Annotated in this window: 11 protein-coding genes; 3 read left to right on the top strand and 8 right to left on the bottom strand. The window is 69.7% G+C overall.

Going from position 1 to position 12,945, the window contains the following annotated elements:
* Positions 1-52: 52 nt before the first annotated feature.
* Positions 53-1,480, bottom strand: a complete 1,428-nt coding sequence (locus ACFV5H_RS15425) for a hypothetical protein (RefSeq protein ID WP_385195089.1) — start codon at positions 1,478-1,480, stop codon at positions 53-55.
* A gap of 391 nt (positions 1,481-1,871) precedes the next feature.
* Complete coding sequence (locus tag ACFV5H_RS15430; protein ID WP_385195091.1) at positions 1,872-2,831, bottom strand: ScbA/BarX family gamma-butyrolactone biosynthesis protein; 960 nt, start codon at positions 2,829-2,831, stop codon at positions 1,872-1,874.
* A 113-nt stretch (positions 2,832-2,944) separates the two neighbouring features.
* Between ACFV5H_RS15430 and ACFV5H_RS15435 the strand changes: the two genes are divergently transcribed.
* Positions 2,945-3,571: a ScbR family autoregulator-binding transcription factor gene (locus ACFV5H_RS15435; protein ID WP_385046329.1), complete on the top strand. Its 627-nt coding sequence runs from the start codon at positions 2,945-2,947 to the stop codon at positions 3,569-3,571.
* Positions 3,568-4,611 carry an NAD-dependent epimerase/dehydratase family protein gene (locus tag ACFV5H_RS15440; RefSeq protein WP_385195093.1) on the top strand — a complete coding sequence of 348 codons (1,044 nt, stop codon included), beginning with the start codon at positions 3,568-3,570 and terminating at the stop codon, positions 4,609-4,611. The genes ACFV5H_RS15435 and ACFV5H_RS15440 overlap by 4 nt, the downstream gene beginning before the upstream one ends.
* Here ACFV5H_RS15440 and ACFV5H_RS15445 read toward each other — a convergent pair.
* The 4 genes from ACFV5H_RS15445 to ACFV5H_RS15460 all read right to left on the bottom strand — a co-directional run bounded on the left by ACFV5H_RS15445 (position 4,564) and on the right by ACFV5H_RS15460 (position 8,326).
* Positions 4,564-5,421 (bottom strand): nucleotidyl transferase AbiEii/AbiGii toxin family protein, encoded by an 858-nt coding sequence (locus ACFV5H_RS15445; RefSeq protein ID WP_385195095.1) that lies wholly within the window; start codon positions 5,419-5,421, stop codon positions 4,564-4,566. The two genes, ACFV5H_RS15440 and ACFV5H_RS15445, sit on opposite strands and share 48 nt — an antisense overlap.
* 99 nt (positions 5,422-5,520) lie before the next feature.
* Positions 5,521-6,729 (bottom strand): type IV toxin-antitoxin system AbiEi family antitoxin domain-containing protein, encoded by a 1,209-nt coding sequence (locus tag ACFV5H_RS15450; RefSeq protein ID WP_385195098.1) that lies wholly within the window; start codon positions 6,727-6,729, stop codon positions 5,521-5,523.
* A 431-nt stretch (positions 6,730-7,160) separates the two neighbouring features.
* Entirely contained in the window at positions 7,161-7,817 is a 657-nt protein-coding gene (locus ACFV5H_RS15455) for a hypothetical protein (protein ID WP_385195100.1), read from the bottom strand.
* A gap of 89 nt (positions 7,818-7,906) precedes the next feature.
* The gene (locus ACFV5H_RS15460) at positions 7,907-8,326 is read right to left on the bottom strand and encodes an ATP-binding protein (protein WP_385195103.1); all 420 of its coding nucleotides are present in this window, start codon (positions 8,324-8,326) and stop codon (positions 7,907-7,909) included.
* Positions 8,327-8,558: 232 nt separating this feature from the next.
* Here ACFV5H_RS15460 and ACFV5H_RS15465 point away from each other — a divergent pair, with 232 nt between their 5' ends.
* The gene (locus tag ACFV5H_RS15465) at positions 8,559-9,908 is read left to right on the top strand and encodes a hypothetical protein (protein WP_385195147.1); all 1,350 of its coding nucleotides are present in this window, start codon (positions 8,559-8,561) and stop codon (positions 9,906-9,908) included.
* Positions 9,909-9,983: 75 nt separating this feature from the next.
* Here ACFV5H_RS15465 and ACFV5H_RS15470 read toward each other — a convergent pair whose 3' ends face one another.
* Both ACFV5H_RS15470 and ACFV5H_RS15475 read right to left on the bottom strand, forming a co-directional pair.
* Positions 9,984-10,793, bottom strand: a complete 810-nt coding sequence (locus tag ACFV5H_RS15470; protein ID WP_385195105.1) for a hypothetical protein — start codon at positions 10,791-10,793, stop codon at positions 9,984-9,986.
* Between the two features lie 1,369 nt (positions 10,794-12,162).
* Positions 12,163-12,807 carry a TetR family transcriptional regulator gene (locus tag ACFV5H_RS15475; protein ID WP_385195108.1) on the bottom strand — a complete coding sequence of 215 codons (645 nt, stop codon included), beginning with the start codon at positions 12,805-12,807 and terminating at the stop codon, positions 12,163-12,165.
* Positions 12,808-12,945: the final 138 nt, after the last annotated feature.

Here is a 12,945-nt window from a genome sequence, read left to right on the forward strand (position 1 = left end):
CGCCGGGGGGCCCTTGTGGGGGGGGGGGGGGGGCGGGCCCCGGGGTTTATTTTTACCGCCTAAACCCCACCCCCCGCCCCGACTCCTGAGCCGGTGTCGTCGGTGCGGTGTCCACGGCCTCCACCCGGCATCTCCAGCACAGGCCGTGGGGGGCCCTGCGGGAACAGGTGCCGTCACGGCCCCGGCAGCGGGCCACCACGACGGGGCCCGACGCCTTCGGTGGCGTCCACGCCGGGCGGTCCGGCCGGCCACCTGCGGAACGGCTCGGTGGGGACGGTGGCGGGACGGGTGCGGTTTCCGCGTTCCGTGGCGGGGCGTACCGGTCCGCGATCGTCTCCCGGCAGGCGCGGCAGCGCCGGCCGGTCGACCAGAGCGTGCCGGTCTCGCAGTCCGGGTCGGCGCAGCCCCAGCGGGGCAGGGCCACGCCGAGCAGCCAGCGTCCGGGATCGCGGATGTCCTCGACCAAGGTCGCGGCGAGCCGCTGCGTGAGACGGCTCCGCAGGCGTTCGACGCCCGCGCCCGCGTCGAGCTGCCGGGCGATCTCCCGCCCCAGCCGCCGTTGCACATAGGTGTTCAGGTCCTTGAGCAGGAAACGCACGGGTTCCAGTACGGAGTGGAGCCGCGGGCTGAAGGTCAGCTGTGGCCCCGCGTAGGGCCTGTGCCCGGTGCGTGCGGTGCGTACGGGGGAGAGACTCGTGTCACCCGCGCGCAGCGCGAGACGGCTGTGCGGTGCGACCGCGGTGGCTGCCCCCTCACCCACCTGTCTCTCGCCTACGGCGGGTGAGGCGCGGTCGGCGTCGTCATCGGGTCGGTCAGTTCTCCGGTCTTCCTTGTACGCGAGCGATCCCTCACCAGTCCGGGTACCTGAACGGTCATCAAGGGAGGCGGGGGTGCGTCCGTCGTGGACCCCGAACAGGTGCCGCCCGTGTTCCCCGGCCCGGCGGTGGACGGTGATCCAGCCCGACGCGTCCAACTGCTCGACGATACGGGTGACGGCGCCCGTGGTGAGGGGCAGGCCCGCCCGGGGTCCCGAGTGGTGGCGGAGGACTCCGGCGAGCACGCGGGAGGTCAGCGGGTGCTTCTGTGCGACGGCGTAGGAGATCACGGCGAAGGCGCGCAGCAGGCGTGGGCGGAGGCACTCGCTGGCGGTCACCGGCAGCCAGACGAATCGTTCCGTCGACGTCATGGGCCTGACCTGTCGGCGGGCCGTCGTCCCGTATCCGCCGGGAAGGGACCTGCGCCGGCTCTCCGGTAACTCCACGAGGCCGTCGGGACCGGCCGCGCGGAGCTGGGCCAGGCCGCGTTGCACGGTCGACTCGGACAGCCGCAGGTAGGAGGCGAGCGTGGCGATCCCGGCGGTGCATCCCTCGGGGCGTCGGGCCAGTGCCTTGACCTTCACGTAGACGCTGAGGGCGGCGTCCGAGTAGTGGGGCGACTCCACCAGCCGCATCGGAACCTTGACCCGTTGTCGTATGTACATGCGAGAAGGGGTCCGGGTGCCGTCGGGCAGCGGGGACCGGTCGGGTTCGTGGGGTGCGGAAAGTTGCCCAAAAGGGCGTGTACTCGCGGATGCGAGCTGAGAGGGCTGGTCAATGCCGCGGCTTTGCTCCATGATGAGGGCGTCTCCTGGTAGGGGGCATGACGAAGCCGTCGCATGGCTTCGAGGTTCGTCCGGAACCGAAGAGGGCCCTGGGGAGTGGCATCCCGACGGGCCTTCGCCCGTCGGGCAGACGGCTCGACGGGTGGCATGACACATGGCTGTGAGCCCAGTGGTGGCACACTGGGTTCAGCCCTTGGAACTTTTTTAGTGGCGCTGTGGCGCTGTGGCGGTGAAACCGCGGACGGCCCGCCCGAAGGCGGGCCGTGGCTCGTTACGGCGCCGTGTCGACCATCTCGGTCGTCGCGGTGAAGGCCAGTTCCTCTCCCTGGAACGCGTTGACGCGGACCGTCTGGCGTCCGTCGCGCGTCGGTGCGGCCTCGGTGGTCTCGGCGGCCGGAGCCGTCTCTATCCAGCAGGGTTCGTCGAACTCGACGTACTTCTTGAAGGTCGCGTCCATCGACGCCGGTGCCGCGCCGGTCGGGAACGGCCGCACGGCGTGCGCCACCTGGCGTACGGATTCCAGGAGCAGCATTCCGGGCACGTGGTCGACGGGGTGGTCGAAGAGCACCGGGTGCCCGGTGTCGACGCGCAGTTGCCAGCGCTGTTGCTGCTGGGTGGGTGACAGGACGATGTCCCGCAGCCGGTGGCGGTTCACCGTGGTCCGCTCGACCGGCCGGGGCGCTGCCGGCGCGTTCAGGAAGGCGCCGAAGTCGCCTGCCCGTCCGGCGCGCAGCCGCCGGTAGACGGCGGGGGAGTGGCAGCCGAAGTGGGTGTCCGCGACCGCGAGGAGAGTACCGCCGCGCACCGCCTCGATGTGCATGGACATCGACGCGGGGATCGACCGGAGGAAACGGATGTCCGAGCACGTCACGTGCAGTTCGAGCTCGGCCGGGTTCAGCTCGAGGCCCATCGCGTCCATGTTGACCGAGTACTGGAAGCGGGACCAGCTCAGCTGGTGGCCCAGGGGGACGTCGTAGGCGACGTGGGCCAGCAGGGGGAAGGTCTGGCGGACGGTCTCGCAGAGCAGCAGCGGGTCGTAGAGCCCGTTCTCGCACTCGTAGAAGCTGTGGCTGCGCGGCCACTGGGCGCTCACGGTGAACGAGGCGGGTCCCGCCTTCGTCCACTCCGTGAGGAACACCTCCGCCAGGGCCGCGCGGTGCACGTATTCCTTGGCGACGGTGGTGGTCAGGAGCGGTCTTGCAGCAGCAGGGTTCTCCGCAGTGGTGAGCATGACTATCCCCCCGGAAGCAGCGTGAGTGGGCGCCTTCTGCCTACCGGCCGAAGGCGTTGCCCTGTAAAATAGGGGCGTTCGTTTTTTTTGTCGAGAGTGATCGAGGCACTGAAATGGCTGAGCCGAAGCAGGAACGGGCTGTGAAGACCCGGGAGACGATCCTGTACGCGGCTGCGGAGATCTTCGACGAGTGCGGTTACAGCGGAGCCAGCATCAGCAAGATCATGAACCGGGCCCAGGTGACCCAGGGCGGCATGTACTTCCACTTCAAGTCCAAGAGGAGCCTGGCGCAGGCCGTGCTGGCCCACCAGCAGGAGTTCGTGCACTTCTCCGTGGAGACGGCCGGTCTCCAGAAGCTGGTCGACCTCACCTTCTTCCTCGCCCGCGAACTGCAGAACAACGTGCTGTTCCGGGCCAGCGTGCGGCTCGCCGTCGAGCAGGGCGAGTTCGGGGCCCGTGACGACACGGCGTACCAGGAGTGGGTGAGCGAGTTCCGCGCGCTGCTGCGGGAGGCCCGGAAACAGGGCGAGCTGCTGGCCGACGTCGACGAAGCGGAGTTCGCCAACGTGCTCGTCGGCGCCTACAGCGGCATCCAGGTGTTCTCCAACGTCTCCAGCGAACGCGCCGATCTGCCGGAACGCCTCGTGTCGATGTGGCGTTACCTGCTCCCCGCCATCGCCACCCCGCAGGCCAGGGCGAAGCTCTCGTTCCCGGTGGACCGTCAGCGGCTGGCCGCATGAGACCGTTGCGCGTGGTGCTGACCGGCGCCACCGGGTTCATCGGCTCGGCGGTGCTCCGCGAACTCGCCGGGCACCGCACGGGGGAAGATGCCGGCTCGGGTGAACGCCTGGTCGTCCGGACGGTCGGCAGACGGCGGCCGGAGGGCGCCGGGCCGGCCGACGAGTGGGTCCCGGCGGACATGGCGCAGCCCCGGACGCTGCGCGGCGTGTGCGAGGGGGCCGACGTGCTCCTCCACATGGCCGCCGTCATCAGCCCGGACGAGTCCGAGTGCGCCGCGGTCAACGTCGACGGGACGGCCGCTCTGATGCGGGAGGCGGCCCGGAGCGGCGTGAGCCGCATCGTGCACCTGTCGACGGCGGCGGTGTACGGCCCCGGCCCGCACCGGGGCACCGGGGTGGACGAGGTCGTCCCCGCGCCCGTCTCCCCGGCCAGTCGCACCCGGCTGGCCGGGGAGACCCACGCCCTGGCCGCGGGCGCCACCGTGCTGCGTCCGGGACTGGTGCTCGGCAGGGGGGACCGCTGGGTCGTGCCGCTGCTCGCCCAGTGCCTGCGCGCCGTTCCCGCGCTGTGGGAGGGCGGACGCGGCAGGGTGTCCGCCGTGGCCGTGGACGACCTGGCGCGGCTCGTCGCCCGCCTCGCGCTCGGTCCCGGGGCCGGGGCCGGCGGGCGGGCCGACAGCCGCGGTGGCATCTGGCACGCGAGCCATCCCCGGCCGGTGCGCGTGGGGGACCTGCTGCACACTCTGGCGCGTCACGACGTACTGCCCGCCGTGACGGCGGAGCTGCCCTGGCAGGAGTGCCTGGAGCGGCTGAGGGCCGCGCAAGTTCCCGTGAGTGAGCGTCAGTTCGCCCTGGTCGCCACGGACCACTGGTACCGGAGCGACGAGGTCTGGCGGGTCGCCGGGTGCGATCCGGGGGCGTCGGTGCTGGAGCGGATGGAGGACGCGGCTCCGTGGTATCGGTCGGTGGTGGGCGCCGGCGCTGTCGAGTATTTACGACCAGGTCGCGGTCTTCGGGTTCCAGGTGCCCTGGGCGGTTGAGGTGAGCATGGGGTTCATGAACGCGGCGGCGGCTTGTGCTGCTTCAGCGTAGCCGGCGCAGCCCAGCAGGCCGACGACCAGGGCCGCCTGCTGGGGGTAGCCGTCGGGCCAGTCAGGGCCGGGTGCTTCGAAAACGGTCGGCAGGACGACGGAGGTGCCGTTGCTGCGGCGACGGTCCGCTTCACGGTGCAGAGCCTGACATGCGGCGTCGCCGGGCACAGTTTCCTGCTGGCTGATCAGGAGAAGGTCGGCCAGGTCACGGTAGCGGTTGGACCCGAACTGTCCGTTGTCGCCGTGGCGTTCGTACATGGCGCAGATCTTGTCGGCAATGTGGTCGATGACGGGGTAGAGACGGACTTCGGGCCAGTCCACGGGCCATTCGATGTCGACGGCGGATTTGAGGGTCCGGGTTTCCGGTGTGCCGGACAGGGTGCGGCCGACCACGAGATCGACCTTGATGCTGGCGACAGGCTTGGTGCCGAGGAACACCTGGAAGTACTGTGCGCCGCCGCGTCCTTCATCGCTGTGGCCGAGGAACTTGCCGGGTGTGTAGCGCAGGTGGTCGTCGAGTTCGAGGGAGGCGGCCTCGATCACCAGCTGCCGGGCTTCGTCGGCGGTGCGGTCGGGCTGGGCGCATTGCAGGTCGATGTCCTGGCTGAGACGTGCAGCGCCGCGGTAGCGGACCAGCAGGGCCTGTCCGCCTTTGATGAGCCAGTCGTCCGGTTCTTTGGTGAAGACGCGGGCTGCGAGCCGGTTGAAGTAGAAGATCTTCATGAGGTCGGTAACGCTCATGCCGGTCTTCTTGGACATGTTCCGGGCGGCCTGTGTCAGAGCTGCCTGGAATGCCGTTGGACTGGCATAGGTTCTGCCCACGCGCCGCTCGCTCCCGAGTAGTTGGAGCCGCTGACTCTACTCGGGGTCCTGCGTGCCGTTCAGTCCGTTTGGCTCTTCCTCCTCGGTCTGCAAAGCGTCGTTGTCACCTGATTCGTCCGCACGCCCCGGCGGTGCCTGTTCGAGTTGCTGCAGGGCCTTGATGGCCCGGCTTACGCCGGGGCCGGGCACAGCCGCTTGCTGAATCGCTCGCTGAACCTCGGGCGACAAGGTGACAGCACGCTGAGCCGCCTCCGCCAACGCCGAGAGGTCAGACTTGGGCATGCTCCCCTCGTACAACGCCCGCACGGCACCGCTCCACCTCGTGTGTCCCTTGATCAGTTCGGTGTAGGACGGGGAGGCCAGTATCTGAGCCAAAGCCTGCTGGACCTTCTCGAAGTGGGAGAGGTCGGGCATGAGTTTCGCCATCGCTTCCCACATGTCCTGCCGCCCCTCGAGACTGTGAAGGCGGGACGCAAAAACTTGTGCGGCTGTGGCGTTCGCCCCGAGCAGGCGGTCAGCGTTGTGCAGGTCGGCAAGCTGAGCGCCGACGACGAAGCCTTCCCGGCCGGCATGGGCCAGTTCCTGGAAGTGGAGGTTCCGGCCGGCCTGCCCCGCCAGGTGTTCGATCAGTTCGTGCCCTGTGGCGGCTGCGGCAAAGCCGTACCTGCGGGCAAATGGCTGAACACGGTCCGCCAGGGCGTCGATGTCCACCAGGTCTCGCCGTTCGGCATCCGCGATCACCCCGCCCACATGCCCTCCGTCGGCCTTGGCGTGCAGGAGGTCGACGACGGTCCGCTCGGGGCTGGTCACCGGCAAGCCGTCGATGATCGTGATGTCGGCAGGCTCCAGCCTTGCGGTGCGCAGCCGGACAAACGGCTCAGTGGTCGTGCGCCGGCGCGGCACGCTGATCTCCACCTCGGGGGCCGGAATGTCCCCAAGGTTGTGGAGCTGGCATGCGGAGGCGTGCGAGACGACGCCCGAATCCTCGCACCCGGGGCTTCGCTCCCAGGCGAAGATTTCCGGCTGCAGGCGCAGCCAGGCCACCTTGATCTCCAGGTGCTGCGGCAGTCCGACGGCAGGCAGGGCATAGACACCGCGGCCCACGTTCGTCAGCAAGTCAGCCTCGGTCAAGCGCTTGAGCTGGACAGCGCTCAAGCCAAGCTTCTTGGCCTGCGCAGCTGTCACCAGCCCCCACTGATCAGTGGCCGGCCCGGCCAAAGTCATCAGCTGCTCACTGCGATCCATGCAGACATAGTTACATCTCCTGGCAGAGTTTGTTACATCTAGAAGGTAACAAACTCTGCAAGCTTCAGCGGTATGTGTAATTTTCTCTGCCATCCGCAGCTCGTCTGCACCAAAGCGTGAGGCGCTTGGAGCGTGGTGCCGGGGCGATCAGCGGTGGTGGCAGGGTGCCACACGATCTGCCGGAGCCTTCTCTCGACCTCGTAACCGGTTGAGGCGCTTGGTGCGGGCGTACTGCGCCAAGGCTTCCTGCACCGCTACAGAGGCATCGAACCATGCCTGGCGCTGCGGGTGGTGATCGCTGAGGAGCTGCAGCTTGTCGTGAGCGGCATCAGCAGCCTGCTGAAGCCCGACCAGTTCTGGGGGCGACCCCACGGCGTGCGATGTCCTGCGGCCCAGGCCGAGGGGAACGCCCGGGCCGCAGGACAGGGGCTTCATGTGGCGCGCTCCAGCTCCCAGAGCAGTTCGTCCAGGCCCACGGCCCGGAAGGTGCTGAGGCGGCGCACCATCTGGGAGGCGAGGACGGTCGGCAGGAGTTCGTGGCCGTACGGGATCGGCCCTTTGGGCCGCTTGACGACCTGTACGCCCAAGTCGCCGTAGCCGTAGCCGACACCGTTCACGCCGTACATGGGGGCGCTCTGTGCCAGGAGCACCATCGGGTCGCGGGTGAGGTGCGGGCACAGGTCGGCGGCGGAACGCGCGTGCCGGGGGCACACCGGCGGCTGGTTCGTGAGGACCATCGGGTCGTCCGGGTCAACCGTGCCGGGGCCGGCGAGGAAGATGTAGCCGAGCGGGGTCCGTGCTCGTTCGGCGCAGACCTGGCAGCGCAGCGCCTGCATCGTCCCCCGCTGCCGCAGGGGGTGCATCATCCGCCACTGCGGCCGGCCCGTCGGCTTCCCGAGGTCGTCGACCTCGCCGAAGGAGCAGCGGGCCCACAGCACGCCGCGCAGGTCCCGGTCCCGGGGGTCCTCGTCGGCGTAGTGCAGCCGGTAGCGGCCCGGCCCGATCGTGGTCAGCATCAGGTTGTCGGGGGCGGCTTCCTCCCCCTCACGCTGGACGACGAAGGGGACCAAGGGCGGCTCGGGACGCACGGTGTTCTCTCTCGTACAGGACGGGACAGTACGGACGGTGTCCACTGAGGTACGGGGTGGAGAGAAGCTCCGGCCGGCGTTGGGGGCGATCACGGTCGGCCTGCGGGGACAGCGAGGTTGCACCAGGTGGTGGTTCCGTCGTCGCTGGTGCCCCAGGTGCCGCCGTGGGCGGTGGTGAGGTGGTCGACGAGGAAGAGGCCTCGGCCGTATTCGGCGTCGTCGTCGGCGGCGCGGACGACCGGTCGGCCGGGTGTCTCGCCGTGCACGGCCAGGCGCAGGAAGCCGTCGTGGACCGTCATGGTGAAGGTGACGCGAGTGCCGTTGCCGTGCTGGATGGCGTTGGTGACCAGCTCGGAGACGATGAGCTCGGCGTCGTCGACCAGCGGGTCCAGGCCGCAGTACCGGAGTCGGGCCGCGGTCACCCGCCGGGCCATCCGCACGCGGAGCGCGTCCTGTTCGGGGATGCCGTCCCCGGCTCGGGGCGGGCGGACCTCGAAGGACACGCTCACCCGGTCGTCGGTCAGGCGTGGGCGTTCGGGTCGGCGCTCACGGCAGAGGTCGTCTGCCGCCGTGGCGGTGTCTCTTCTCAGTGGTGGTGCGCTGGTCACCTCTGCTCCCAAGGGCCGAGATCGGTGCTTGACTCGTAAGAGGTAACCGCGTGATCACTGTCTGTGTGTACCGTTGAGGGCAGGTGGGACCGTGAACACCGTGAACGCCATGGAGCTGTCGGGAGTTGAGGGCATGGCCACGAGAAAACGCACGCCCAACCCTGCCTTGAACAGGCTGCTCGAACAGGCGAGATGGACGCGCACGCAACTCGCCCAGCAGGTGAACAGGCTCGGCCCGCAGGCCGGGCTGGACCTTTCGTACGACCGAACGGCCGTTGCCCACTGGATCGCCGGCACGCCGCCGAAACCCGAGGTCAGGCCGCTGATCCTGGAGGCGCTGTCCGCTCGGTTGGGGCGGCCGGTCACACACGCGGAGGCCGGTCTGCAACCCGCGGTATCCGCTGACGGCTCACAACCAGTGGACACTGTGGAGGAGTTGGTCGACCTGGGAAGGGCGGACATGGACCCGTCCCGTCGCGGTGTCCTGGCCGCGACTCTGTTCTCCGCAGCGCTCTCCGTGCCCGCGTTCCAGCACACGGCGCGGGCGGCCGGTGACCCGGTCACCCCGGGCAAGGCCACCACCCGCATCGGCGCATCCCAAGTAGCGTCGGTGCGGTCCATGACGGAGCGCATCGCCGACATCCTCGACGAGTTCGGCGCCGGCCACGCCCGGCCCATGGCGGCCGCGTTCCTCGTCAACACCGTAGGCCCGTGGCTCAAGGCGCAGGCATCCGCACCGGTGAAGCAGGACATGCTCGCCGCCGCGTCGGACCTGACGTACCTCACAGGGTGGATGGCCATGTACGAGAAGGCCCACGGCCTGGGCCAGAAGTACTACGTCCAAGCGCTCAAACTGGCTGATGAGGCGCAGGACCACGTCACCTACTGCCGCACGCTGCGCGGCATGTCGCTCCAGGCGTCGAACCTGCGGCACGGGCGGACTGCGCTGGAGCTGGCGGACTCCGCGGCCGAGGCCGCACCGTCGGCCGGGCCGCGTCTGATGGCGTTCCTGCGAGGACAGCAGGCACATGCGGCGAGCATGGTGGGGGACCGTCGCCAGGCCCACATCCGGCTTCGCGAAGCCGAGACGGCACTCGCGAAGGCCGACAACCGGCGCGATGCGATCGGCGGCTACGACCAGACCGCCTACCTCTTCCACGTCTCCCACGTGCTGTCGGAGGAGAACGACCTGCCCGGCAGCATCAGCGCCCTGCGCCAGTCCATCAGAGTGCAGCCGGCCAACGAACGGCAGGGCCGCGTCCACGCCTACGCGCTTCTTGCGCAGCGGCAGCTCCGGTACGGGCACGTCGAGGCGTCGTGCGAGTCGTGGGGCCGGTTCCTCGACGAGTACGAGCACGTGTCGTCCGTCCGGGGAGACGACCACTTCGCCACGATGCGCAAGGAACTCACGCCGTACGCCAAGACGCGCGCGGTACGGGAGCTGTCCGGCCGGGTGCGCGAGATCGCGGTGGCCAAGGCCTGAAAAACGCGGGGCGCGTCCTGACCCGTTCTGATCTCGGTATTCATGAGGCGGTCTGAGCGGTCCGCCGCTCTCGGGTCACAACGGGGCGCCCCCTGGGGCGGTCGCCGGGGTCTGCGTGTAGCAGGCCATCCAGGGGTTGGCGGCCAGCAGCTCCGCGCGCAGCCGGGTGTCTTCCGCCGCGTCGGCAGCGGTCTGTTCGACGTCGGTGTCCTCGAAGGCCAGGGCCGTCCCTGCCGCCCGGCGGGCCCGGCGGCGCTGCCCCTCCAGCTCCAGGATCTCGCGCTCCGTCGTTGTGTCGTCGTCCTCCTGTGTCGGAGACTGGCCGGAGAGGCTGGCCGCGAGGGCGGCGAAGGCGGCTGCGGCTTCTTCGGTGCACCGCTGGCACACGCCGTCAACGGGGGCGGTTCCAGGGAGCGGGCGGCCGCAGTCAACACATTCGGGCGCCGGGGCCTTCGGGTTGCCGCTCTTGCCGGTGGGTGAGGTCTTCCCGGTGAGGCGAGCCACCCGGCGGGCCTTGCGGCGCTCTGAGCAAGCCCGGCAGTCCTCGCCGGTATCGATCATGACGCCGTCCTCGCACGACGGGTCCGGGCAGTACGGCGTCGGGGCGATCAGCTCCAGGGCGACACCGACCGCCGACCGCAGCTCGCCGTCGTGGAGAACCGGCTCGTACCCGTAGGCCACCCACCGGTGCGCGATCCGCTTCCGCAGCTGGTCCACCGTGCGGGACTCCAGGGCCTCCAGGACGGCCGTCCGGTTCCGCTGCGGGATGTGCCCGTACGGCAGCCTGGCGACCAGCAGCTGCGGTAGCAGGGCTTCTACGGCGTGTACCGCCGCCGTCTGCTCCCGGGTCAGCCTTGTGCCGTCCGCGCCCCGCTGATCCGGCACGACAGCCTTTCCGCCCTTCCCCGACGACGAGCCCGCCTTGCCCGACGCGGCGGAGCCGCTACGCCCATCCCGCGCGCTCCTACCTGAGGTTGAAGTGCTACGCACGCCACCGGCGCTACGCGCCGAAGGCGCTGCTTCTCCCGATCCTTCTTCAAGACTTTCTCTTATGTCTTTTACCGCCGCACCGGTGCGGCCAGGGGTAGCCGCATGGGTGCGGCCAGGGGTAGCCGCATCCGTGCGGCCACCCCCCGAGCCGCGGGTTTCCCGGCCACCGGCCTTTCTGGCGGCCCGCTCTGCTGCGCGCTGGGCGGCCCGCTCATCCCAGATGTGGTGGTCCAGGAGTTCGTACTCGCTGGGCAGTATCCGGCGTGGGTTGGTGGGGTCAGGCTGCCGGTGGACGCGGAGCAGGCCACGCGCCTCCAGGCGCTTGGTCGCGCGGTCGAGGGTGTCCAGCGACTTCCCGATGCACTCCGCCAGGCGCTTCCTGGTGGGCACCCACGGCGGGATGTTGTTCGGATCCAGATCCGTTGTCTCCGGAGACTCCCGGGTCTCCGCGTCGACGAACGAGGCGATGGCCGCGTACAGGGCTTTGTCGACGGGGTCCACGCTGCCGTCACGGGCGAGTTCGGCGTCGAACTTCACCCAGTCCATGGCAGCGCCCCGGCGGGTGGCGCGAGGGAAGAATGGAGTGCTCACCGGGCGCCCCCAGCGAGGACCGGGCGCGCGGAGACGCGGCGTACGGTGCGCGGATCCGGCATGACAGCCCCACGGTGTCGAGTGCTCGCGCTGCCTCCCGCGCGATCAGCGTGGGCGGCGCGGGTCCTTGTACGTGCGACGGCCCGGAACCAGCCTGGAGTGTTCACGCCTGAGGCCCTCGACCAGCCAGGCAGACGGATGACGTCCGTCGTGTCGTGGGCGGCCGCTTCACGGCGACCGCGCTGGTGGTGCAGCACTTCGGGTATACCTTTCCACCCGATGCGCCCTCGTTGTTCCTGATGCGCCGACGAGTCCGCTAGCGCTTTGGCGCGTAACTCTCGTACGATCGGGAGCACTGACGGCTCCGGATCCTTTTGATCAGGAGCACTGACGGCTCCGGGTCTTCTCGGTCAGGAGCACCGACAGCGTCGGGTTTGTTGGGCCCGGTCCCTTCTATCCGCCAAGATCTCGGGGGCCGGGCTTTTTATTGTCTGAAGGTGACCTTACCGCGTTGATTACGGAGCGGGATCTTCAATCACGCAATGTAATTATCAGTCGATACGACGGTCCCTCGCCGTCAGCCAGGTCGTGGACGCCGCATCGTTGTCGCCGGACAGGCAGGGGCGCTGAATGCCTTGTGGAGCGCCGGCAAGACCAGGATGAAAGTCCCGGCTCAGCGCGGTGACGAGGTTTCGGTGGTCGTGGGCGGTGCTGGGTGTCCCGGGCCGGGCGGGTCCGCCGACACCCCCGTGAGCGTGAGTTTCCAGACGGTGCGCAGTCGTGCGACGGCGTTCCCGAGTTCCGACTCGTCCTCGACCCTGCCGCGCAGGTACACCTCCGCTCCGTCGGTCAGGTGCTCGACCAGTGTCATCACGTCGGCGGCCGGAGCGCTCTCCCGGAGCTGACCGGCCTCGTGCGCCTCGTCGAGGAGCTTGCGCACGGTCGGCAGCCAGGCCTGGGACCAGGAGGCCGAGCCCGGGCGTTCCCTGCTCAGCCGGATGGCGGCACGGACCGAGGCCTCCTCCTCCATGAGCCGGGCCAGTTCGAGGGTGAGGCCGACCACCTGGCACAGCGCCGGGCGGTCCGCGTAGGCATGGCCGTCCAGTGCGGCGAGTGTCACGGACCGCCCCTCCTCCTGCACGGCGTCGGCCAGTTCCTGCTTGGTCCGGAAGTGGAAGGTCAGTGCCCCGACCGACATGCCGGCCAGCTGGCTGATGCGGGACAGCGACGTGCCGTCGTAGCCGGCGCGGGCGAACTCCGCGGAGGCCGCCGTGATCACGGCCGCGCGGGTGCGCAGGGCCCTCTCCTGTCTCACCATGTCGCCTCCTCGGGCATGTGACGGGGTATCGGGCGCGGGCGGAAGGCCGGCGGTCCCGCGTGCGGTGGTGGTCTTCTCCGTGTGCCGGCCGGCCCTCGTGACGGACCGGCCGGTCCTCGTGACGGGCCCCTTACCGGC

It is taken from the genome of Streptomyces sp. NPDC059787 (assembly GCF_042732315.1).
Classification (GTDB): Bacteria; Actinomycetota; Actinomycetes; order Streptomycetales; family Streptomycetaceae; genus Streptomyces; species Streptomyces atrovirens.

Excerpts from the sequence above, each read along its gene's own strand:
- ACFV5H_RS15450 (WP_385195098.1), bottom strand. The coding sequence starts at position 6,729 with ATGGATCGCAGTGAGCAGCTGATGACTTTGGCCGGGCCGGCCACTGAT.
- ACFV5H_RS15465 (WP_385195147.1), top strand. The coding sequence starts at position 8,559 with ATGGCCACGAGAAAACGCACGCCCAACCCTGCCTTGAACAGGCTGCTC.
- ACFV5H_RS15475 (WP_385195108.1), bottom strand. The coding sequence starts at position 12,807 with ATGGTGAGACAGGAGAGGGCCCTGCGCACCCGCGCGGCCGTGATCACG.
- ACFV5H_RS15440 (WP_385195093.1), top strand. The coding sequence starts at position 3,568 with ATGAGACCGTTGCGCGTGGTGCTGACCGGCGCCACCGGGTTCATCGGC.
- ACFV5H_RS15430 (WP_385195091.1), bottom strand. The coding sequence starts at position 2,831 with ATGCTCACCACTGCGGAGAACCCTGCTGCTGCAAGACCGCTCCTGACC.
- ACFV5H_RS15435 (WP_385046329.1), top strand. The coding sequence starts at position 2,945 with ATGGCTGAGCCGAAGCAGGAACGGGCTGTGAAGACCCGGGAGACGATC.
- ACFV5H_RS15445 (WP_385195095.1), bottom strand. The coding sequence starts at position 5,421 with ATGTCCAAGAAGACCGGCATGAGCGTTACCGACCTCATGAAGATCTTC.
- ACFV5H_RS15425 (WP_385195089.1), bottom strand. The coding sequence starts at position 1,480 with ATGTACATACGACAACGGGTCAAGGTTCCGATGCGGCTGGTGGAGTCG.